This window comes from Kocuria aegyptia (assembly GCF_039530085.1).
GTDB classification, from domain to species: domain Bacteria; phylum Actinomycetota; class Actinomycetes; order Actinomycetales; family Micrococcaceae; genus Kocuria; species Kocuria aegyptia.
The window spans coordinates 82,669-102,706 of sequence record NZ_BAAAOA010000014.1 but is presented as its reverse complement, the minus strand read 5'-3'; the positions used below and the strand labels follow the sequence as shown (position 1 = coordinate 102,706).

The 20,038-nt window shown below is 72.7% G+C and carries 19 protein-coding genes; 6 read left to right on the top strand and 13 right to left on the bottom strand.

Going from position 1 to position 20,038, the window contains the following annotated elements:
* Nucleotide 1: 1 nt before the first annotated feature.
* The 3 genes from ABD220_RS05930 to ABD220_RS05920 all read right to left on the bottom strand — a co-directional run bounded on the left by ABD220_RS05930 (nt 2) and on the right by ABD220_RS05920 (nt 3,205).
* Complete coding sequence (locus ABD220_RS05930; protein ID WP_425552519.1) at nt 2-1,849, bottom strand: ABC transporter ATP-binding protein; 1,848 nt, start codon at nt 1,847-1,849, stop codon at nt 2-4.
* A 324-nt stretch (nt 1,850-2,173) separates the two neighbouring features.
* Nucleotides 2,174-2,656 (bottom strand): DoxX family protein, encoded by a 483-nt coding sequence (locus ABD220_RS05925; protein WP_344120687.1) that lies wholly within the window; start codon nt 2,654-2,656, stop codon nt 2,174-2,176.
* 60 nt (nt 2,657-2,716) lie between these two features.
* Entirely contained in the window at nt 2,717-3,205 is a 489-nt protein-coding gene (locus ABD220_RS05920; RefSeq protein WP_344120686.1) for a MarR family winged helix-turn-helix transcriptional regulator, read from the bottom strand.
* 74 nt (nt 3,206-3,279) lie between these two features.
* Here ABD220_RS05920 and ABD220_RS05915 point away from each other — a divergent pair, with 74 nt between their 5' ends.
* The gene (locus ABD220_RS05915; protein ID WP_344120684.1) at nt 3,280-3,972 is read left to right on the top strand and encodes a hypothetical protein; all 693 of its coding nucleotides are present in this window, start codon (nt 3,280-3,282) and stop codon (nt 3,970-3,972) included.
* Nucleotides 3,973-4,033: 61 nt separating this feature from the next.
* Here the strand turns inward: ABD220_RS05915 and ABD220_RS05910 are convergent, their stop codons facing one another.
* The 8 genes from ABD220_RS05910 to ABD220_RS05875 all read right to left on the bottom strand — a co-directional run bounded on the left by ABD220_RS05910 (nt 4,034) and on the right by ABD220_RS05875 (nt 11,386).
* Nucleotides 4,034-4,711, bottom strand: coding sequence for an MOSC domain-containing protein (locus ABD220_RS05910; RefSeq protein ID WP_344120683.1), 678 nt, complete (start codon nt 4,709-4,711; stop codon nt 4,034-4,036).
* Nucleotides 4,708-5,109, bottom strand: coding sequence for a cation:proton antiporter (locus ABD220_RS05905; RefSeq protein ID WP_344120682.1), 402 nt, complete (start codon nt 5,107-5,109; stop codon nt 4,708-4,710). The genes ABD220_RS05910 and ABD220_RS05905 overlap by 4 nt, the downstream gene beginning before the upstream one ends.
* The gene (locus tag ABD220_RS05900) at nt 5,106-5,363 is read right to left on the bottom strand and encodes an MrpF/PhaF family protein (protein WP_344120679.1); all 258 of its coding nucleotides are present in this window, start codon (nt 5,361-5,363) and stop codon (nt 5,106-5,108) included. The genes ABD220_RS05905 and ABD220_RS05900 overlap by 4 nt, the downstream gene beginning before the upstream one ends.
* A complete protein-coding gene (locus ABD220_RS05895) occupies nt 5,360-5,764 on the bottom strand; it encodes a Na+/H+ antiporter subunit E (RefSeq protein WP_344120677.1) in 405 nt (134 codons plus the stop codon). The genes ABD220_RS05900 and ABD220_RS05895 overlap by 4 nt, the downstream gene beginning before the upstream one ends.
* A complete protein-coding gene (locus ABD220_RS05890) occupies nt 5,761-7,266 on the bottom strand; it encodes a monovalent cation/H+ antiporter subunit D family protein (RefSeq protein ID WP_344120675.1) in 1,506 nt (501 codons plus the stop codon). Before ABD220_RS05890 ends, ABD220_RS05895 begins: the two co-directional genes overlap by 4 nt.
* Nucleotides 7,263-7,709, bottom strand: coding sequence for a sodium:proton antiporter (locus tag ABD220_RS05885; protein WP_344120673.1), 447 nt, complete (start codon nt 7,707-7,709; stop codon nt 7,263-7,265). Before ABD220_RS05885 ends, ABD220_RS05890 begins: the two co-directional genes overlap by 4 nt.
* Nucleotides 7,709-10,648 carry a DUF4040 family protein gene (locus ABD220_RS05880; RefSeq protein ID WP_344120670.1) on the bottom strand — a complete coding sequence of 980 codons (2,940 nt, stop codon included), beginning with the start codon at nt 10,646-10,648 and terminating at the stop codon, nt 7,709-7,711. Before ABD220_RS05880 ends, ABD220_RS05885 begins: the two co-directional genes overlap by 1 nt.
* A 348-nt stretch (nt 10,649-10,996) precedes the next feature.
* Nucleotides 10,997-11,386, bottom strand: coding sequence for a hypothetical protein (locus ABD220_RS05875; RefSeq protein WP_344120668.1), 390 nt, complete (start codon nt 11,384-11,386; stop codon nt 10,997-10,999).
* A 110-nt stretch (nt 11,387-11,496) separates the two neighbouring features.
* On the opposite strand from ABD220_RS05875, the gene ABD220_RS05870 reads away from it, so the two are divergent.
* Complete coding sequence (locus tag ABD220_RS05870) at nt 11,497-12,336, top strand: SIR2 family NAD-dependent protein deacylase (RefSeq protein ID WP_344120833.1); 840 nt, start codon at nt 11,497-11,499, stop codon at nt 12,334-12,336.
* A 186-nt stretch (nt 12,337-12,522) separates the two neighbouring features.
* The gene (locus ABD220_RS05865) at nt 12,523-13,362 is read left to right on the top strand and encodes an aldo/keto reductase (protein WP_344120666.1); all 840 of its coding nucleotides are present in this window, start codon (nt 12,523-12,525) and stop codon (nt 13,360-13,362) included.
* Nucleotides 13,363-13,471: 109 nt separating this feature from the next.
* Here the strand turns inward: ABD220_RS05865 and ABD220_RS05860 are convergent, their stop codons facing one another.
* Nucleotides 13,472-14,551 (bottom strand): nitronate monooxygenase, encoded by a 1,080-nt coding sequence (locus ABD220_RS05860; RefSeq protein ID WP_344120664.1) that lies wholly within the window; start codon nt 14,549-14,551, stop codon nt 13,472-13,474.
* Between the two features lie 128 nt (nt 14,552-14,679).
* Between ABD220_RS05860 and ABD220_RS05855 the strand changes: the two genes are divergently transcribed.
* From ABD220_RS05855 to ABD220_RS05845, 3 genes are all read left to right on the top strand, one after another.
* Nucleotides 14,680-16,143, top strand: coding sequence for an APC family permease (locus ABD220_RS05855; protein WP_344120663.1), 1,464 nt, complete (start codon nt 14,680-14,682; stop codon nt 16,141-16,143).
* A gap of 37 nt (nt 16,144-16,180) precedes the next feature.
* Entirely contained in the window at nt 16,181-16,570 is a 390-nt protein-coding gene (locus ABD220_RS05850; RefSeq protein ID WP_344120661.1) for a universal stress protein, read from the top strand.
* 127 nt (nt 16,571-16,697) lie between these two features.
* Complete coding sequence (locus ABD220_RS05845) at nt 16,698-18,929, top strand: MMPL family transporter (RefSeq protein WP_344120659.1); 2,232 nt, start codon at nt 16,698-16,700, stop codon at nt 18,927-18,929.
* Between the two features lie 132 nt (nt 18,930-19,061).
* On the opposite strand, the gene ABD220_RS05840 is transcribed toward ABD220_RS05845, so the two are convergent.
* Nucleotides 19,062-19,895 (bottom strand): phosphatase PAP2 family protein, encoded by an 834-nt coding sequence (locus tag ABD220_RS05840; protein ID WP_344120657.1) that lies wholly within the window; start codon nt 19,893-19,895, stop codon nt 19,062-19,064.
* Between the last annotated feature and the right edge of the window lie 143 nt (nt 19,896-20,038).

Below are 20,038 nucleotides of genomic sequence, written 5' to 3'. Positions count from 1 at the left end.
GTCAGACCTCCTGGTCCGCGAACTGCGTCTCGTAGAGCTCGGCGTAGCGCCCGCTCACGGCGAGGAGCTCGGCGTGCCGGCCGCGCTCCACGATCCGGCCGTCCTCGACCACCAGGATCTGGTCGGCGGAACGGATGGTCGAGAGCCGGTGGGCGATGACCAGGGCGGTGCGCCCCTCCATCGCCTCGCCCAGGGCCGCCTGGACGTAGGCTTCGTTGGTGGAGTCCAGGGCCGACGTGGCCTCGTCGAGGATGACCACGCGCGGGGCCGCGAGCAGCAGACGGGCGATGGTCAGCCGCTGCCGCTCGCCACCGGAGAGCCGGTAGCCGCGCTCGCCCACCACGGTGTCCAGCCCGTCCGGGAGGGAGCGGATCACGTGCTCCATGCGGGCCCGGGCCAGGGCGTCCCACAGCTGCTCGTCCGTGGCCTCCGGCCGCACCAGGGCGAGGTTGTCACGGATCGACTCGTGGAACAGGTGCCCGTCCTGGGTCACCATCCCGATGGCCTCCCGCAGCGAGGCGAAGGTGGCGTCCCGCACGTCCGTGCCCCCGATCCGGACGGCCCCCGAGGTGACGTCGTAGAGCCGGGCCACGAGCTGGGCGATGGTCGACTTTCCCGCGCCGGAGGAGCCCACGAGGGCCACGGTCCGTCCCGGCAGGACGGTGAAGGTCACGCCGTGCAGCACCTCCTCGCCGCCCCGGGAGTCGAGCACCGCGACGTCCTCGAGCGAGGCCAGCGAGACCTCCTCGGCGGAGGGGTAGGCGAAGCGGACGTCGTCGAACTCCACCGACGCGGGACCGGAGGGCAGCGATCGGGCCCCGGGCCGCTCCTGGATCAGCGGGACGAGGTCGAGGATCTCGAAGACCCGCTCGAAGCTCACCACGGCGCTCATGACGTCCATCCGGGCGTTCGCGAGCATGGTCAGCGGGGTGTACAGCCGGGTGAGCAGCAGGGCGAGGGTCACGACCGCGCCGGCGTCCAGGTTGCCGAGGATCGCCTGCGCGCCGCCGAGCCCGTAGACGAGGGCCAGGGCGAGCGCCGAGACGAGCGTCAGGGCCGTGACGAACACGGTCTGCAGCATCGCCACCCGCACGCCGATGTCCCGGACGCGGCCGGCGCGGCGGGCGAACTCCGCGGCCTCGGCGTCGGGCCGGCCGAAGAGCTTGACCAGGGTGGCGCCGCCGGCGGAGAAGCGTTCGGTCATCTGGGTGGACATGGAGGCGTTGTGCTGGGCCGCCTCGCGCTGGAGGGCCGCCAGGCGCCCGCCCATGGCCCGGGCGGGGACCAGGAAGATCGGCAACAGGAGCACGGACAGCGCCGTGACCTGCCACGAGATCGAGACCATCACGATCACGGTCAGGATCAGGGAGACGACGTTGCTCACCACACCGGAGAGCGTGTTGGAGAACGCCCGCTGGGCGCCGATCACGTCATTGTTGAGCCGGGAGACCAGGGCCCCGGTGCGCGTGCGGGTGAAGAAGGCGATCGGCATCCGCTGCACGTGCTCGTAGACGGCGGTGCGCAGGTCCAGGATGAGTCCCTCGCCGATGAGGGAGGAGAGCCACCGGTTGAGGACGTTCAGGCCCGCGTCCACGACCGCCACGGCCGCGATGGCCACCGCGAGCCAGACCACCACGGAGACCTCGTCCCCGGCGTTGATGGCGCGGACGACGTCCCCGGCCAGGATCGGGGTGACCACGCCGAGCAGGGCCGTGAGCACCGAGATCACGAGGAACACCGTGAGCCGCGCCCGGTGCGGGCGCGCGAAGGCGACGATGCGCCGGAGCGTGCTCCGGTCGATCTTCCGGTCCTTGACCTCCTGGCCCTGGACCGTGCGCCACAGGACCATGTACGGCGAGTTCTGCATGCTCATGCGGTCAACCCCGATCTGCGGGGATCACCCGCCCTGGACCCGGCGCGGCACCGTGGTGGTCGTGCGCGCCGCGCCGGGGACGATTTTACGCGTCCGCGCCGACACGTCCGCGCCCGCCCGCCGCGAGCCGCCGGCGGACCCCACCGGGACCTCGATGGGATTCCCGCGGGAACGCCTACCGGGAACGACTACCGGGGACGGCGCCGAGCCCCCGTCCGCCGCCGGCTGCGGTGGACGGGGGCTCGGCCGCTCCGGGGGGTGGGGGGTCCGGGACGGTGGACGAGGAGGGCTCCCGCAGGGTCAGGCGCGGACGGCGGAGCGGCGCCTGGCGGTGATCACGTGGTCCACCGACCAGCGGCCGGCACCGGCCAGGGCGTAGAGGGCGGCCGCGGCGGCGAGCAGCAGGACGAGCTCGACCCCGCCGTCGGCGGCGAAGAAGCCCGCGGGCAGGTGCACGAGCACGAGGGCGCCCAGCATGGTCAGGGCCAGCAGAGCGGCGACCACGCGGGTGCCGAGGCCCAGGACAAGCAGGAGCCCTCCCACGAGCTCGAGGACGGCGACGGCCGGTGCCGCGAGCTCGGCCGCCGGGACGCCCATCTGGGCGAAGGAGGCCTGGGTGCCGGCGATGGTCCACTCGGTGAACTTCTGCCAGCCGTGCAGGAGGAACGTGGCGCCGAGGACGACGCGCAGGACGGTCAGGCCGAGGCTCGCGGCGGAGGAGTCCGCGGCGGGGGCGGAGGAACGGGCGGTGGCGCTGCGCTGGGGCGTCTGGGTTGTGGACATGTCACGACTGTAGCCCACTTTTACTTTCCCTGGCAAGCTTATGGTCGGAGGTCCTCGAGGTCACGGCTGGTCGGAGGCCAGCCCCCGAGCCGTGAGGTCGGCCGCGGCCTCGTCGACCATGCGCCCGATCAGCGCGAGCTGCTGGACCTGGACGGGCGTCAGCCGGTCGATCACCGTCCGCCGGACGTGCTCCACGTGGCCCGGGGCCACCTGCTCGACCCGTTCCAGGCCGCGGTCGGTGATCTCGGCGAGCACCACCCGCTTGTCCTGCTCGCCGCCGGCGCGCACCACCATGCCGTCGCGCTCGAGGCGCGCGACGATCCGGGACAGCCGGGACTGCGAGGTGTTGGTGGCCGCCGCGAGGTCCGACATGCGCCGCCGCCGGTCGGGGGCCTCGGAGAGCATCGCGAGCACCAGGTACTCGGCGAGGCTGAGGTCCGCCTCCGCCTGCAACTGGGACTCGATGCTGCCGGGCAGCGTGAACATGATGGAGACGAGCGCCAGCCAGGCCTCGCGCTCCTCCGGGGACAGCCATCGGGTCTCGGTCATGGGCCCGAGTCTACGAGCCGGTCCTTGACGCATCATGGGAACGCGGCCGGTGAGCGCGCCCCATAATGGAGCCCATGGACTCCCTCGGCACCTGGCCCCGGCCCGTACCCACGGACGATCGCGACTTCGACGTCCAGGTCATGCGGCGGTTGCGCACCGCCTCCGGCGACGACGGGGCGCCCGACCGTCCCTCGCTGGGCGAGCGCCTGAGCATGTCGTTGCTGCTCGTGGTGCCGGTGCTGACCGCGCTCGTCGTGGTCCTGCTGTGGCAGCAGTGGTCCCGGTCCGGCTCGGTGCTGTTCCTCGCCCTCGCGGCCGCGGTGCTCGTGGTCACGGCCCTGTGGTGGACGGCCCGGCTCCGGCGCGCCTTCACGACCGCGCAGGGCCGGCTGGGCGCACGCCTGGCGAACGTCGTGGACCACGGCGTGGGCGTCGTCCGGGCGGTCACGCTCGAGCCGGTCGCCGAGGACGCGGGAGCCGCCGGGAACACGTCCGGGGACGCCCCCGGCACCGCGGCAGGGGACGCCGCGAGGAGCGGCGGCCGCGTCCGCGCCCGGCTCGAGCTGTCCGTGACCCCGGTGCGGGGCGACCGCTTCAGCACCTCCGTGGAGGCCCTCTACGACGCCGAGGCCGCGCTCCTCCTGGAGGCCGGCTCGCACGGGCCCGTCCGCTTCCTGCGCGACGATCCGGAGGGGACCACCGTGATCGACACCCGGCTCTCCGAGGAGCAGGTCGCGCAGATCTACCGGGGGGCCGCCCTCAACTGAGGCGGCGGGCCCGCGCCGTGCGGGCCTGCCGCGGCAGCGCCCTCGGGGCGGATGCGGCGGCTCATCCGCCCCGCCGGCCGGCCGCCCGCTGCTCCTTCTCGACCCTCCGGCGCAGCTGCTCGCACAGGTCCTCCCCCGCCCGCAGCAGCTCCGGCATCCGGTGCCGCTCGGTGGTCTGCGCCCGGAAGGCGTCGACCACACCCACTCCGTGCCCGGCGCGGTGGGTGAGCTCCACCGGCAGGCCGGCCCGCACCGTGCCCGGCGTCAGGACCTTGAGGTAGGCCCCGGAGCGGCCCCGCTCCGTGAAGCGGCGCAGCCAGCCGCGCACCTCCATGCTCGCGCGGAACGTGCCGCAGGGGATGCGGGCGTCCGTGACCTGGAGCAGCACCTCTCCGATCCGCCAGACGTCGCCCAGCCGCGCGTCGTCGACGTCGAAGCCCGAGAGCGTGAGGTTCTCCCCGAAGAAGCCGTCGGGGATCTCCCGCCCCAGCTCCTGCTCCCAGAAGTCCAGCTCCTCGCGCGCGAACGCGTACACCGCCTGGTCCGTGCCGCCGTGGTGCTTGCCGTCCCCGATGAAGTCCCCGGCCAGGCCCGAGCCGAGCCCGCCCCGGCGCGGACCCGGTTCGCGGACCTCCACGGGACCGTCCACGGGACGCTTGCGGATGCCCGTGGGCCGGCTCCGCCCGGCGGAGCCGCTCTCGGGCCGTCCCACGTTCACGCTGCGCACGCGGGCGGTCACGGCCGGACGTCCTCCCCGGAGCGGCCGGTCTCGTCCCAGAAGCTCTCGTCCAGCTCGTTGTGGTGGGTCGGGGAGTACACCGCGGAGCCGATGAGGTAGCCGGAGCGCGCCAGCGCCATGCTTCCCACGGCCGACGTCACGAGCTGCAGGACCACCGCGGCGAGCAGCTTCACCGCGTTCTCCACGCCGGGCAGGAAGAAGAACGCCCCGGTGAGCACGAACGAGACGCCGATGCCCGCGGCGGTGGCGATCGCCGAGGACCGGGTGTAGAGGTCGGGGAGCCGGACCAGCCCCACCGTGGCGGTGAGGAAGACCAGCGAGCCCAGCACGATGAACGCCTGCCCCACGACGCTCATCCACAGGGTGTCGTGCATGATCGGGTCGAACTCCACGGTCATCTCCTCCCCTTGGTCAGTGCGCGGGCCAGGGACAGGGTCGCCAGGAAGCCCACGAGGGTCGCGATGAGGACGAGGTCGAAGACCGTGGGGCTCATCGCGAGGACGCCGAACAGGGCGATGAGCCCCACCACGGCGAAGAACAGCAGGTCGGAGGCGATGGCCCGGTTGGCGTCGTTGGGGCCGCGGAACATCCGCACCCCGGCGACGAGGACGGACACGGCGAGCACCAGCACGCCGAAGAGGATGCCGATCATCGGGGCGCCCCGTCCGCTCGGATGCCGTTCAGCATGTGGGTCTCCATCTCCTGCAGGCTCGTCCGGGCGTCCTGCGGTCCGTCCGAGTACATGGCGTGCACGAAGAGGTCGTAGCCCTCCGTGCCGGCGTCCCCGTCGGCGGACGCCGCGCCGTCCGCGCCGTCACGGGGACGGGCCACGGTGGCCAGGGTCAGCGTGCCCGGCGTCAGCGAGATGAGCACGCTGAGGAAGACGGTCTCGAACTCGCTGCGGCACCGGGTCCGGTAGCGCACCACGATGGGCGAGGAGCGGTGGCGGAGCGTGAACACGTCCCGCGTCACCGCGACGTTGGACAGGATCAGCTCCCACGCGTACCAGAGCAGGAAGCCGAGCAGCCGGAACGGCCAGGTCAACCACTTCACGAGTTCATCACCGCCTCCACGAACGCGCTGGTGTCCACGAGGCCGTCCGCGGCCGTGGCGGAGACGCCCAGCAGCAGTTCACCGCCCACCCCGAAGGTGAGGGTGATGAGCGCCAGGACGAGGGCGGGCGCGATGAGCCCCACCGAGATGCGGCGCTGCTTCGTGCCCACGGCGGCGAGGACATCGCTCGAGGACTCCTCCGGTTTCCCCAGGAACATCTTCCCCCAGATCTTGAGCATGGACAGCAGCGTGAAGAGGCTGACGCCGACCGCCACGAGGGCGGCCGCGACCTGGTCCTCCTCGAACGCGGCCAGGATCAGCGCCAGTTTGGCCACGAACCCCGAGAAGGGCGGGATGCCCGCCAGGGACATGGCCGCGGCGAAGAACACCACGGCGGTGAGCGGCTCCCGGCGGAGCAGCCCGGTGACCTCGCCCAGCGGGTGCCGCCCGTAGGCGATCTCCACCGCGCCGGTGGACAGGAACAGGGAGGCCTTCACCACGGTGTGGTGCAGCAGGTAGAAGATGCCCGCGGTGAGGCCCACGGCCCCGAACAGGGCCACGCCCAGCAGGATGTAGCCGATCTGGCTCACCATGTGGAAGGCGAGGATCGCCCGGGCGTCCTGCTCGCCGACCGCGCCGAAGACGCCGATCACCATGGTCGCGGAGAACACCACGACCCCGATCCAGAGGTACTGCTCCATGCCGTCGAAGATCACGGCGTAGATCCGGTAGATTGCATAGATCGCGACCTTCGTGTGCAGTCCCGAGAACAGCGCGGTGACCGTGGGCGACATGAAGGGGTACGTGCGCGCCAGCCAGCCGTGCACGGGCACCACGGCCGCCTTCACCGCCAGGGCGGAGAGGACCACGGCGACCGCCACGGCCACGGCGGTGGACTCCGCCGCCATGCCCGACAGCTCGCCCAGGTTCACGGTGCCCGCCGTGCCGTAGACCAGCCCCACGCCCGCCAGGAAGATCGTGGAGGCCAGCAGGTTGACGCTCACGTAGATCCGCGAGGACGTGACCTGCATCAGCCGTCCCCGGCCGCGGTGGGCCAGGATGATCAGCGCGTAGGACGGCAGGAGCATGACCTCGATGAACACGAAGAGGTTGAACAGGTCCGCCGTGAGCAGGGCCCCGTTGAAGCCCGCGGTGAGCACGAGCACCAGCGGGCCGAAGTAGCGCTTCTCCGCCTGCCCCGAGACCACCCCGAACCAGGCGCTGACCAGGGTCAGGAAGCCGGTCACGGTGAGCATCAGCGCGGTGAAGAGGTCCGCGGCGAACGGGATGGCGACGCCGGAGGGCCAGAGGCTGATGCGGTGGGCCAGCACGGTGCCGCCGTCCAGCAGCGTGGCCACGAGCCACGCCGCCCACACCACGTCCGCCCCGAGGACGGCCAGGAGCCCCGCCTTGCCGATCCGCCGGGAGTCCCCGGCGAGCACCAGCAGACCGGCCGCCAGCAGCGGGACGATGACGAAGAACGGGATCAGGTCCGCGCTCATGCGCGACCACCCCGCCGGGGGCCCGGCTCCGGGCGGGTGCCCACCCGGTCCGGGTCCTCGGGGGCGTCGCCGTGCGTCCCGGTGCTGTCTGCGGGGTCGTCCATCAGGTCAGGGGTCTCCATCTCCCGGCCGGTGAGCTCGAGATCGGTGTCGTCGTCGTCGTCGCCGCTCACGGCGAGCACGAGCATGTACATGGTGATGGCGAACGCGATGACGATCGCCGTCAGCACGAAGGCCTGCGGCAGGGGGTCCGCCGTGGTCGCGGGGTCCGGCGAGGCGCCGAGGGGCTCTCCCCGGCGGTCGATGCCGCCGGCCGCCATGATCAGCAGGTTCACGCCGTGGCTGAGCAGGATGAAGCCGATGATCAGGCGGATCATGCCGCGCCGCAGCATCATGAACACGCCGCCCCCGATGAGCACGCCCACGGTCAGTGCGAGTGCCATCAGGAATCGTCTCCTCGGGGTCGGTCGGTGGGCTCGGCGGAGGTCCCGGTGGGCGTCCCGGCAGGACGCCCGGACTGCCGCTCGAGGACCCGGATCCTGCTGAGGTCCAGGGGCGCCGTGCTGGGGTGGTGCGGCTCGTCCGTGGTGGTGGTCGAGTGGGGGCCCCGGGCCGGCACCGCGGTGGAGCCCACCCGCCGGAGGGGCGGCGGCTCCTTCTCCTCCACGCCCAGGCGGCTAATCGCCGCCAGGATCACTCCGACCACCGCGAGGTACACGCCGACGTCGAAGATCAGCGCCGTGGTGACGTGGATGTCGAAGACGTAGAAGTGCAGCGGGCGCAGGAACGAGCCCTCGGCCAGGCCGAGGAGGCCCACGCCCACCGCGATGACGACCCCCGCGCCGATGAGCTTCACGTAGGGCAGGCCGAGGCGGCTGACCCGGTCGTCCTGGGCCGCGAAGTAGACGAGGGAGATGCCGGCGGCCCCGATGAGGGCGGAGATGAACCCGCCCCCGGGGTGGTTGTGCCCGCGGAGCAGGAAGAAGAGGGACAGCACGACGATGACCGGCCCGAGCAGGCGGTCGGTGACGCGCAGGATCATGGTGTTGTCCCGGGCGTCGCTGATCGGCGACTCCCGCGGCTCCGTGATGGGGCTGTGCAGCTTGGGCAGCAGCCCCCGCGACTCCAGGGCCACGACGATCGCGATGCCCGCCACGCCCAGCACGGTGAGCTCGCCGAGCGTGTCCAGGGCGCGGAAGTCGACGAGGATCGTGTTCACCACGTTCGTGCCGCCGGTCTCCGACTCGCCCTCCGTCAGGAAGTACTGTCCCGCGTCGGAGAGCCCGCGGCGGCCGGTGAGCGCCCACGTGGCCACGGCGGCGGAGACGGCCGAGAAGACCGCCACGACGGCCGCCGTGGTCGTCCGCCGGCTCCCCGTGCGGTGGAAGGTGGACGGCAGCCGGTTGAGCAGCAGGACGACGACCACCACGGTGAGGATCTCGACGAGCAGCTGGGTCAGGGCCACGTCCGCCGCGCCGAGCTCGTAGAACCACAGGGCGACGGCGAAGCCCACCACGCCGATGATGGTCACGAGGGCGATCCGGCTGCGCACGCCCAGGGCCAGGAGCACCCCGACCAGGACCACGCCGAGCAGGACCCAGTCCAGCGGGTTCGTCACGTCCCCGTGCAGCGAGGGGACGTCCACCGTGAACAGGCCCACGGCCGTCAGCACCACCAGCACGGCCACGGGCGGGACCAGGTGCCGGTAGGGGGCGTCGGCCCGCGTGAGGCCCCCGACCCACTCGCCCAGGGCGATGGAGCCGTTGCGGAACGCCTCGACGGCACCCACCCCGGTGATGGGCGACAGCTCCCGGTCCAGGAGCCGGTCCGTCCTCCCCCGGGCCAGCACCAGCGCGCCGCCGAGGGCGAACACCGCCAGGGACATGTACAGCTCCGGGGCGAAGCCGTGCCACAGGCCGAGGTGGGGCTCGGCGTCGGGCCCGGCCACGGCCGCGGTGGCGCTGCCGAGCAGCGGCTCGGCCAGTACGCCCGCCAGCCCCAGGCCCAGGCCGGCCACGGAGACCAGCACCACGGGTGCCAGGAAGGCGGCGGAGGCCTCCTTCGGCGGGTCCTGCGCCGGACGGCCGGGGAAGATCGTGATGATCATCCGGGCCGAGTAGGCGAACGTGAAGGACGCGGCCAGGACCGCCACGGCGCCCACGAGCCACACGGCCGCCGGAGGCGCGGGGCTCTCCGCCATGGCCTTGAACATGGCCTCCTTGGAGACGAAGCCGAACAGCGGGGGAACCCCCGCCATCGAGACGGCCGCGAGCGTCATCACGACGGCCGTGACGGGCATGGTCCGCGCCAGCCCGGAGAGCTTGCGGATGTCCCGGCTGCCGGTCTGGTGGTCGATGACCCCCACGGACATGAACAGCGCCGACTTGAACAGCGCGTGCGCCGCCACGTGCACCACGGCCCCCACCACGGCGTAGGAGGTGCCGATGCCGATGGTCGCCGTCAGGAAGCCCAGCTGGCTGACCGTGGAGTATGCGAGCAGCTCCTTGAGGTCGTGGCGCTGCAGCGCGAACACCGCGCCCATCAGGGCGGTGAACAGGCCCACCGAGATGAGCAGGACGTTCCACACCGGCACCTCGCTGAGGGCGGTGGAGAAGCGCAGCATCAGGTAGATGCCGGCCTTCACCATGGCGGCCGCGTGCAGGTAGGCGCTCACGGGCGTGATCGCCACCATGGCGTCGGGCAGCCAGGCGTGGAAGGGGAACTGCGCGGACTTGGTGAAGGCCGCGAGGGCGATGAGCACCGCGACGAACGCGGCGAACCCCGGGGACGTGGACCACACGTCGTCGACGAGGATGGCACTGAGGCGCGTGGTCCCCGTGGCCACCCACATCGCGATCACGGCCGTGAGCAGGCACAGCCCGCCGGCCACGGTCACCAGGAACGTGCGAATCGCCGGGTCCTTGGCGTGCGGGCCCGAACGGGCGATGAGCAGGAAGGAGCACAGTGTGGTGAACTCCCACATCACGAACAGGAGGACCACGTCGTCGGCCAGGACCAGCCCGAGCATCGCCGCCGCGAAGAACGTCATGAGGGTGTAGAAGGCGCTGTGCGAGCCCTTGCCGAGATAGCGGGCCGAGTAGCCGATGACCACCGCGCCGATGACCAGCACGATGAGCCCGAAGAACAGGCCCAGTCCGTCGAGCCGCAGGTGGAAGGGCACGTCCAGGGTCGGCATCCACGGGACCTGCTGGGAGACCTCGTCGCTGTCCCCCCGGCCGGTCCACACCGCGACCAGTGCGCCGGCGAGCACGAGCAGGCCCGCGGCGAGCGGCCAGCCGGCGTCGCGACCCGCCCGGCGGCCCAGGACGGCGGCCACGGGGCACAGCAGTGTGGTGAGAGCGAGAATGATCAGGAGGGACACGCCTGGCAACCGTCCGGTCGGTGGGATGGGAACGAGGTGGACGCGGCCGTCGACTGTCCGGCCGCGACGGCCGGTGTCCCGGCCGGTGTGCTCAGGCGTCCCGGGGGCATCCGGAGAGCAGCGGCCCCCAGCAGCTGAGGTAACCGTTCGTCCCGTTGGACACGCTCCGGACCGCCGTGGGCAGTACACGGCCCGGCGGCACGGCGCGGCCGAGGTCGTGGGCGTGGTTCCTGGGGCTGGTCATCGCCCCGAATTTACCATGACGCCCAGCACGGCCCGGCGGGAGCTGCGCCGGCGCCGGCGGCGGCTCCGCGCGCGGTCCGGACGCCGAACCCCCCGGTGACGGCGTCAGCGCCGCTCCCGGAGGGAGCTGGAGCCGGAGTGCGGGACGGTCGGGGTGGCGGCCGTCTCGGCGTCCGGCTCGACGAGCGTGCCGCGTGCCGCTCCTCCCCGCGGGCGCACGTCGCCGAGGTCGTCGGCGCGGTCCTCCACGAGCTCGCCGCCCCGGTCACCGCTCCGGTCACCGCCGCGGTCGCCATGGTGCGAGGAGGGGCGACGGCGCGGGGCGTCGTTGATCGCGGTGACCGACACGGCCATCGCGTTGAGCGCCAGACCGGCGAGCACGAACAGCCACGCCGCGACGGGGTACCACGCCAGACCGAGGACCACTCCGACCACGACGAGGGCGACGGAGGTCAGGTAGGCGGGGGTCAGCACGCGCTGGACGTTGAACTTCATGGTTTCCATTCCACCACGCGCGCGTGCGGATCGACCAACGGGCCCGGGCGTTTCCCCGCACCGGCACGGGCCCCTGGTCCGGGAGCGTGCGTGCGTATACCGTCGGCGGCATGGACGACCTCGATCCCGGGCTGCTCGAGCTGGCGCGCTCCGCCCGCACCGTGACCGTGCTCTCCGGCGCCGGGATGTCGGCGGAGAGCGGGGTGCCCACCTTCCGGGACGCCGGCACCGGACTGTGGGGGCGCTGGTCCCCCGAGGAGCTGGCCACCCCGGAGGCGTGGGAGGCCGACCCCGGGCTCGTCTGGTCCTGGTACCTGTGGCGGGCCCGCCAGGTGCGCCGGCTTCGCCCCAACGCCGGGCACCGGGCGATCGCCCGGTGGGCCGACCGCGCCCGCGTCCACGTGGTCACCCAGAACGTCGACGACCTCCACGAGCGGGCGGGCTCCACGGTCCTCGCCCACCTGCACGGCAGCCTGTTCGCGTTCCGCTGCTCCGGCTGCAACGCCCCGTTCCCGGAACGCCTCGTTGCGGGGCTGGCCACGGAGTCCGGCCCGGAGGCGCCGGCCGGTCCCGGGACGGCCGCCCTCGCGGAGCCTGACCGCGAGCGCCCTCCGATGTGCCCGGCCTGCGGCGGGGCGGTGCGGCCGGGGGTCGTGTGGTTCGGGGAGCTGCTGCCCGAGGGCGCCATGGAACGGGCCGCCGCGGCAGTGGCCGAGGCGGACCTCGTGCTCGTCGTGGGCACGTCCGGGCTCGTCCAGCCCGCCGCCTCCCTGCCGCTGATCGCCGCCGGCCGGGGAACGCCCGTGGTCGAGATCAATCCGGAGGACACCGCGCTCACCCCGCACGCGGACCGGACCGTCCGGGCCGGCTCCGCCGAGGCGCTGCCCCGTCTCCTGCCCCCGCAGGACGATCGGCGCCGGCAGGCCCGGCCGGCGGACGGCGGCCGCTGACCGCCGGAGGCCTCCTGCCGCAGCCGGAGCACCGCACGCCGATTGCTGAGAGCAGAAAGCACACTGTCCTTCTTGTCAGCGCGCGGCGACGGGCGGAGACTGATCGACGGACACCGGGCCCGGGTGAGCTCTTCCCGGCCCTCCCCGCCAGCCCTCCGGGCTGTCTCCCCACGAAAGGCACGGTCCATGACCCAGTCCACGACCCAGTCCCCGGCCCTCACCCTGCACGACGGCAGGACCATCCCGCAGCTCGGCTACGGCGTGTGGCAGGTCGACGCCGACATCGCCGAGGACGTGGTGGGCCAGGCGCTCGAAGCCGGCTACCGCCACATCGACACCGCCATGATCTACGGCAACGAGGAGGGCGTGGGCCGCGCGATCGCCAACAGCGGCATCCCGCGCGACGAGATCTTCGTGACCACCAAGCTGTGGAACGGCGACCACGGCTACGACTCCGCGCTGAAGGCCGTCGACGCCTCCCTGGAGCGTCTCGGCCTGGAGTACGTCGACCTGTACCTCATCCACTGGCCCACCCCGAAGCGCGGGAAGTACGTGGAGACCTGGAAGGCGTTCCAGCAGATCCGCGACAACGGCAAGGCGCGGTCCATCGGCGTCTCCAACTTCCCGCGAGAGGAGCTGCAGGAGATCATCGACGCCACGGGTGTGGTCCCCGTGGTGAACCAGGTGGAGCTGCACCCCTACTTCAACCAGGCCGCGCTGCGGGACTTCAACGCCTCCCACGGCGTCCTGACCGAGGCGTGGTCCCCCCTGGGCCAGGGCGGCGACCTGCTGCAGGACCCGGCGATCGGCTCGATCGCCCGCAAGCACGGCGCCACCCCGGGGCAGGTCATCATCGCGTGGCACCTGGCGATCGGCAACGTGGTCTTCCCCAAGACCGTCACGCCGGAGCGGATCCGTGAGAACTACGCGGCCCTCGACGTCCGGCTGGACGACGAGGACGTCGAGGCGATCAGCGGCCTCGACAACGGCGGGCGGATCGGCTCGGACCCGAAGGACTTCAACTGAGCCCTGGCCTCCACCGGGCGACGCCCGTGCTGCCGCCGGCACACCGGCCGGGGTGAACATCGGCGGGCTCCTCGGTCCGCTGCTGACGGGCTGTGCCGGGCTCCCGCGGTCAGGGACCGGCCGGGGCACCGGAGACCTCGCGCACCACCTCGGCGGCGGGGGCCTCCCGGGCGGCCGCGAAGGACGGACCGGCCCACAGGGCGATGGCCTCGGGGTCCCCGGCCTGCGCCGCGGCCGCCCGGATGGGTTTGGTCAGCTGGTTGACCTGGGGATATGCGGCTGGAGCAATATGTGTGAACCGGTCGATGAAACCGTTGCGCACACCGCGCGCCAGCCGGCCCGAGAACGCCCGGGTCACCGCCGTCTCCGTGTAGCGGCCCGAGCCCAGGGCCTCCCGGTACGCGGCGGACGTCCCCGCCTCGTGCGTGCGCAGCAGGAGCGTGCCGATCTGGACGGCGTCCGCACCGGCGGCCCGGACCGTGTCCGCCGCCGCGGCTGAGGCGATGCCACCCGCGGCCACGATCGGGACGTCCACGGCGGCGCGGACCGCGGCGACGAGCTCCACCAGGGGCTCCTCGCCCGGGCGGTCCTCCACGCGATGGGTGCCCCGGTGCCCGCCGGCGGCCGGGCCCTGGACCGTCAGCAGGTGGGCGCCGGCCCGCACGGCGGCCTCGGCCTCCGGGAGAGAGGTCACCGTGACGGAGGTCGTGGTGCCCACCGCCGCGAGCCGCTCCAGCACGGGGGCCGCGGGGAGCCCGAAGGTGAACGAGACGACCGGCACCCGCAGCTCCTCGACGAGCTCGAGCTTGGCCGCCCAGCCGTCGTCGTCGGCGGGGTCCGTGTCCGGCAGCTCCACCCCGTACCGGCGGGCTGGGTCCCGCAGCGCCTCCCGGTAGGCCGCGACCGAGCGGTGCACCGCGGGGTCGGCCGCTGTCCCGGGGGCCGCGGTGTTCGCGGCCTGCGGGACGAACAGGTTCACCCCGAAAGGACCGTCGGTCAGCGCCCGGACCTCCTCGACGTCCGCGCGGACACCCGGCACGGGGCGGTTGCCGGCGGCCAGGAAGCCCAGTCCGCCGGCGGCCGTGACCGCCGCGGCCAGCGCCGGGGTCGACGGCCCGCCGGCCATCGGGGCGCCCAGGACGGGCAGGCGGAGATCGGTCAGCCGGAAGCGGTCCTCGGTGCTCGTCATGGTCCCAGGCTAGGAACTCGGCGGCCCCCCGTCACCACCTGGGCCGGGCGCAGGGCGTGGCATAGGCTGTGGCCACGGTCACCGCCCACCGGGCTCCGCAGCCCGTCACCACCGATTCGAGGCATCCGATGGCCCAGTCAGCCGACTCCACGACCCGGTCCCGTCCGCAGCCGGAGCTCAAGCGCGTCATGGGCCCCGGTCTGCTCCTGCTGTTCATCGTGGGGGACATCCTCGGCACCGGCGTGTACGCCCTGACGGGCAACATCGCCGGCGAGATCGGCGGCGCCGCGTGGGCCCCGATCCTCGTGGCGTTCGTGGTGGCCACCATCACGGCGTTCTCCTACCTCGAGCTGGTGACCAAGTACCCCGGCGCCTCGGGCGCCGCGCTGTACACGCACAAGGCCTTCGGCATCCACTTCGTCACCTTCCTGGTGACGTTCGCGGTGCTCAGCTCGGGCCTGACCTCCGCCTCGACGGCGGCCTCGGCCGTGGCCTCGAACTTCGCCCGCGGCTTCGGCCTCGAGGTGAACACCACGACCATCACCGTGATCGCGGTGAGCTTCATCGCGATCCTCGGCGTCATCAACGTCCGCGGCGTGACCGAGGGCCTCGTGTTCAACGTGGTGCTGACCTCCATCGAGCTCACCGGTCTGCTCATCGTCATCCTCGTGGGGTTCTGGGCGTCCTTCCAGGGCCGGGCCGACTTCAGCCAGACGATGATCTTCGAGACCTCCGAGGACAAGGGCATCTTCCTGGCCCTCACCGCGGTGACCTCGCTCGCGTTCTTCTCCTTCGTGGGTTTCGAGGACTCCGTCAACATGGTCGAGGAGACCAAGAACCCCAGCCGCGACTTCCCGCGCGTGATGCTCTTCGGCCTCGGCCTGACGGGCATGGTCTACATCCTGGTCTCGATCTTCACCGTGGCGGTCGTCCCCATCGGCGTGCTCGGCGAGTCGACCACACCGCTGCTGGACATGGTCCGGATCGGTGCTCCCAACATCCCCATCGACACGATCTACCCGTTCCTGACGATCTTCGCCGTGGCCAACACCGCCCTGATCAACATGCTCATGGCCTCCCGGCTGCTCTACGGCATGGCCCGCCAGGGCGTGCTGCCGAACTTCCTCGGCCACGTCCTGCACGGCCGGCGCACCCCCTGGACGGCCATCGTGTTCACGACCCTCCTGGCGATGGGCCTGATCATCGTGATCAACAACATCCTCGGCAGCGGCACGGCCAGCGCCCTCGGCGGCACCACGGCCCTCCTCCTCCTGGGCGTGTTCACCGTCGTCAACATCGCGGCGATCATCCTGCGCAAGGACCACAGCCCCACCCACGACTACTTCCACGCCCCCCGGGCGCTGCCCTATCTGGGCGCCATCACCTGCGCCTACCTCGTGGGACCGTGGGCCCAGGACCTCATCGAATACCAGATCGCCGTGGTCCTGCTGCTGATCGGCCTCGGCCTGTGGATCCTCAACTTCCTCTACGACCGCCTGTTCCTCGGCCGCAAGGTGCGGTTCGAGGACCCGGAGGCCCTCGCCCGCATGGAGGACGAGCCCGCGGACCAGGACCCGCACCGCGGTCCCTGACCCCTTCCCCCACCGTGCCGCTACCCCAGGAGAACCCGTGACCGTCGTCGTCGGATACATGCCCACCGCCCCCGGACACGCGGCCCTGGACGCCGCCATCCTGGAGACCGAGCGCCGCGGCACCGACCTGGTGGTGGTGCAGCCCCGGCCGAGGCGCCACCAGCCCTCGGAGATCGACGCCGACATCGACGTGGAGCGGGAGAAGCTCGCCCGCGCCGGGGTGCGCTACGAGCTGCGGGAACCCGACCACGACAGCGACCCCGCCGACGTCATCCTCGACACCGCCCGCGACCACCGGGCCGAGCTCATCGTGCTGGGCATCCGGCGCCGCTCGCCCGTGGGCAAGATCATCATGGCGAGCACTGCGCAGCGCGTCCTGCTCGAGAGCCCCTGCCCGGTGCTGTGCGTCAAGGCCGTCTACGACTGAGCCCGGGATTTTATTTCTGTTTTCGAAATATTAGTCTGGTCCCAGACCCCTGCACCTCCGGTCCCGCGCGGGGTCCGTCGGTCTCCGCGGCTCCGACCTGCTCCTCGCCGCTCCCGAAAGGCCCGCCATGACCACCCCGGCACCCACCGCGTCCCGTCCCGCCCCCTGGGCCGGGACGCCTGAGCCGCCACAGCGCTCCCGCTGGGCCACGCTGCTGCGGATCCTGCTGCCGGCGCTGCTGGTCGTCGGGTGGCTCACGGTCGCCGGCGTGGGCGGGCCGTACTTCGGGAAGATCGCCGAGGTCTCCACCAACGACCAGTCCAGCTTCCTGCCCGAGTCCACCGAATCCACGCAGGTCACGCGGTTGCAGGGCGAGTTCCGGGACTCGGAGGCGATTCCCGCCGTCGTCCTGTTCGTCCGCGAGGGCGGGCTGAGCGCCGCCGACCGGGCGTGGGCCGAGGAGGCCGCCACGGCGGTGCAGGAGAGCGGCCTGGCCGAGGGCCAGGCCTCGCCGCTGATCCCGTCCGAGGACGGAGAGGCCCTCCAGCTCGTCGTCCCCCTCCCCGACGGCGAGGTCGTCGACGACGTCGAGGCGCTCGCGAACCGGTTCGAGGCGGACCGGCCCGAGGGCCTGCAGAGCTACGTCACGGGCCCGGCCGGGCTCACGGCCGATCTCGTGGCCGGTTTCGAGGGCATCGACGGACTGCTGCTGGGCGTGGCGCTGGCCGTGGTCTTCGTCATCCTTCTGGTGGTCTACCGCTCCCCCGTGCTGCCCGTGCTGGTGCTGCTGACCTCGGTCCTCGCCCTCAGCGCCGCCATCCTGGTCGTGTACTGGCTGGCGGCCAACGAGCTCGTGACCATCAGCGGCCAGGTGCAGGGCATCCTGTTCATCCTCGTGGTCGGCGCCGCCACCGACTACTCGCTGCTGTACACGGCGCGGTACCGGGACGCCCTGCTGCACCACCGGCGACGGGCCGACGCCACCCGGGCGACGCTCAAGGGCTCGGCCGAGCCGATCGTCGCCTCCGGCGCCACCGTCATCGCGGGTCTGCTGTGCCTGTTGCTCTCGGACCTGGCCTCGAACCAGGCGCTGGGCCCGGTGGCCTCCGTCGGCATCGTCATGTCCGTCCTGGCGGCCCTGACCTTCCTGCCCGCCGTCCTCTTCGCCACCGGGCGGGGCGCCTTCTGGCCGTTCCGGCCCCGGTACGACGCCTCGGGTGCGGAGCGCGTGCGCGTGGTCGAGCACGGTGCCGGCGCCCGCCCGACCGTCGAGGGACGGGGCACGTGGGCCTCGGTGGCCCGGTTCGTGGCCCGGGCCCCGCGGGCGATCTGGGTGGTCACCACGGTGGTACTCCTCGCCCTCGCCGGCTTCAGCACCCAGTTCCAGGCCTCGGGCGTGCAGCAGAGCGAGCTCGTGCTCGGCGAGTCCCAGGCCCGGGACGGCCAGGAGGCCCTGGCACAGCACTTCCCCGGCGGCTCCGGCAGCCCCGTGGTCCTGCTGGTCCCGACCGGGTCCCTGGACGCCGCGGTCGAGGCGGTCGAGGCCACTGCGGGGGTCGCCGACGTCGCCGTCGTCGCCGCCGACTCACCGTCCGGCACCCTGCCGCTCGGGGAGGACGCCGCCCCGCCGGCCGGGCCCTTCGCCGGCGCCGAGCCGACCGAGGCGCAGGGCCTCTACCAGCTCCGTGCCACGCTGTCGGACGCCGCCGACTCCCCCGAGGCCGAGCGGACCGTGCGGGAGCTGCGCGGAAACCTGCGCGCTGCCGACGCGGAGATCCTCGTGGGCGGCACCACGGCCACGAACATCGACACCAACGAGACCTCGATCGCCGACCGCACGCTGATCATCCCGGTGATCCTCGTGGTCATCACCCTGATCCTGATGCTGCTGCTGCGCTCCCTCCTGGCGCCCGTGCTGCTGGTCCTCACGACCGTGGTCTCCTTCTTCACGGCCCTGGGCGTCTCCGCCCTGGTGTTCAACAACGTCCTGGACCTGCCGGGCGCGGACCCCTCGGTCCCGCTCTTCGGCTTCGTGTTCCTCGTGGCCCTGGGCATCGACTACAACATCTTCCTGATGTCCCGGGTGCGGGAGGAGTCTCTGGTCCACGGGACCCGGGCGGGCATCCTCCGGGGGCTGACCCTCACCGGCGGGGTGATCACCTCGGCCGGCATCGTGCTCGCGGCCACGTTCGCGGCGCTGGCCGTCATCCCCATCATGTTCCTGGTGCAGCTGGCGTTCATCGTGGCCTTCGGCGTGCTCCTGGACGCGCTGATCGTCCGGTCGCTGCTGGTGCCGGCGCTGACCTACGACATCGGCCGGACCATCTGGTGGCCCGCCCACCGGCGGATCGAGCCCTGAGGCCGGGCGGGGTGCCCGCAGCGACGGCTCCGGGCGCCCCGCCCGGTGGGACCTCGAGTCCTCCGGACCCGGGGCCGCTCCGGCGCAGGGCCGCTCCGGCCCGGGGTCTCCCGGAGCGGTGCGGGCAGCGCGTCAGGCGGCGTGGTGGTCCGCCCGCCGGGCCACGACCGGCATCCGGGCGGTGTCGGGCCGGGCGTCCTGCGCCGGGTCCTCCTCGACCACGGGGGCCTGTTCGACGTCGTGCCACGCCGCGTCGTCCTGCTGCCAGCCGAAGCCGTAGGCGAGCGCGGGCACGAGGTGGTTGGCGGCACCGCACCCCACGGCCAGGCCCGCCCACGCGACGGGGAACGAGGCGAGGACGTCCAGGGGATAGTGCACGCCCAGGTAGAGACGGGACAGCCCGACGAGCACGGCGGTGCCCAGGCCCGCGACGAGGACGGCCGGGGCGAACCGTGAGCGGCGCATCGCCAGGCAGAACGCCGCCGCGACGGCGAGGGCGGCTCCCGCGTGCCCGGAGGGAAAGGACGTGAGGCCCTCCACGAGGACGAGGGGCTCCGGGAGCGCGGTGCTGTCCGGGCGGGGGCGGCCGACGGCGACCTTGACCATGCCGACCGCGGCCCAGCCGGAGAGCGCCGTGGCCGCGAAGCCGGCGGCGTCCCACGGGCGCCGGCGCGCGAGCGCGAGCCACGCGGTGAGAGCCGCGATGATCGCGAACGTCCCCGGGGTGGAGAACGCGTGGTGCAGGACGAGGGCCAGCGCGTCGAGCGCGCCGAGGCGTGCCGCGCCGAGGCGGCCCAGGACCTCGATCTCCTGTGCCGCGACACCCGGGGAGTACACCAGCAGCCGCCCCACGGTCGCCGTGACCAGCAGGACGATGAAGGGGACGACCACCCACTGGTGCAGCTGGGGGAGGGACCAGGTGGGGCGGGCCGGCCGGGGGGAAGAATGCTGCGCCGGAATTGCCATGCCCACCACCATGGCACACGCCACGTTCCGCGGACTCCCGGACCCGGGGGTGGCAAGAGAGATCGGGGAAAATTCCCCGAATCGGTACAGAGAATGACAAATCATGAAGCTCGGGGGCGGTGACCGCGTCTTCGGCACGCCTG

What these genes read in the sequence shown, in the direction of transcription:
- ABD220_RS05930 (WP_425552519.1), bottom strand. Translation starts at nt 1,849, where the DNA reads ATGGTCCTGTGGCGCACGGTCCAGGGCCAGGAGGTCAAGGACCGGAAG.
- ABD220_RS05925 (WP_344120687.1), bottom strand. Translation starts at nt 2,656, where the DNA reads ATGTCCACAACCCAGACGCCCCAGCGCAGCGCCACCGCCCGTTCCTCC.
- ABD220_RS05920 (WP_344120686.1), bottom strand. Translation starts at nt 3,205, where the DNA reads ATGACCGAGACCCGATGGCTGTCCCCGGAGGAGCGCGAGGCCTGGCTG.
- ABD220_RS05915 (WP_344120684.1), top strand. Translation starts at nt 3,280, where the DNA reads ATGGACTCCCTCGGCACCTGGCCCCGGCCCGTACCCACGGACGATCGC.
- ABD220_RS05905 (WP_344120682.1), bottom strand. Translation starts at nt 5,109, where the DNA reads ATGACCGTGGAGTTCGACCCGATCATGCACGACACCCTGTGGATGAGC.
- ABD220_RS05900 (WP_344120679.1), bottom strand. Translation starts at nt 5,363, where the DNA reads ATGATCGGCATCCTCTTCGGCGTGCTGGTGCTCGCCGTGTCCGTCCTC.
- ABD220_RS05890 (WP_344120675.1), bottom strand. Translation starts at nt 7,266, where the DNA reads ATGAGCGCGGACCTGATCCCGTTCTTCGTCATCGTCCCGCTGCTGGCG.
- ABD220_RS05885 (WP_344120673.1), bottom strand. Translation starts at nt 7,709, where the DNA reads ATGGCACTCGCACTGACCGTGGGCGTGCTCATCGGGGGCGGCGTGTTC.
- ABD220_RS05875 (WP_344120668.1), bottom strand. Translation starts at nt 11,386, where the DNA reads ATGAAGTTCAACGTCCAGCGCGTGCTGACCCCCGCCTACCTGACCTCC.
- ABD220_RS05870 (WP_344120833.1), top strand. Translation starts at nt 11,497, where the DNA reads ATGGACGACCTCGATCCCGGGCTGCTCGAGCTGGCGCGCTCCGCCCGC.
- ABD220_RS05865 (WP_344120666.1), top strand. Translation starts at nt 12,523, where the DNA reads ATGACCCAGTCCACGACCCAGTCCCCGGCCCTCACCCTGCACGACGGC.
- ABD220_RS05860 (WP_344120664.1), bottom strand. Translation starts at nt 14,551, where the DNA reads ATGACGAGCACCGAGGACCGCTTCCGGCTGACCGATCTCCGCCTGCCC.
- ABD220_RS05855 (WP_344120663.1), top strand. Translation starts at nt 14,680, where the DNA reads ATGGCCCAGTCAGCCGACTCCACGACCCGGTCCCGTCCGCAGCCGGAG.
- ABD220_RS05845 (WP_344120659.1), top strand. Translation starts at nt 16,698, where the DNA reads ATGACCACCCCGGCACCCACCGCGTCCCGTCCCGCCCCCTGGGCCGGG.
- ABD220_RS05840 (WP_344120657.1), bottom strand. Translation starts at nt 19,895, where the DNA reads ATGGCAATTCCGGCGCAGCATTCTTCCCCCCGGCCGGCCCGCCCCACC.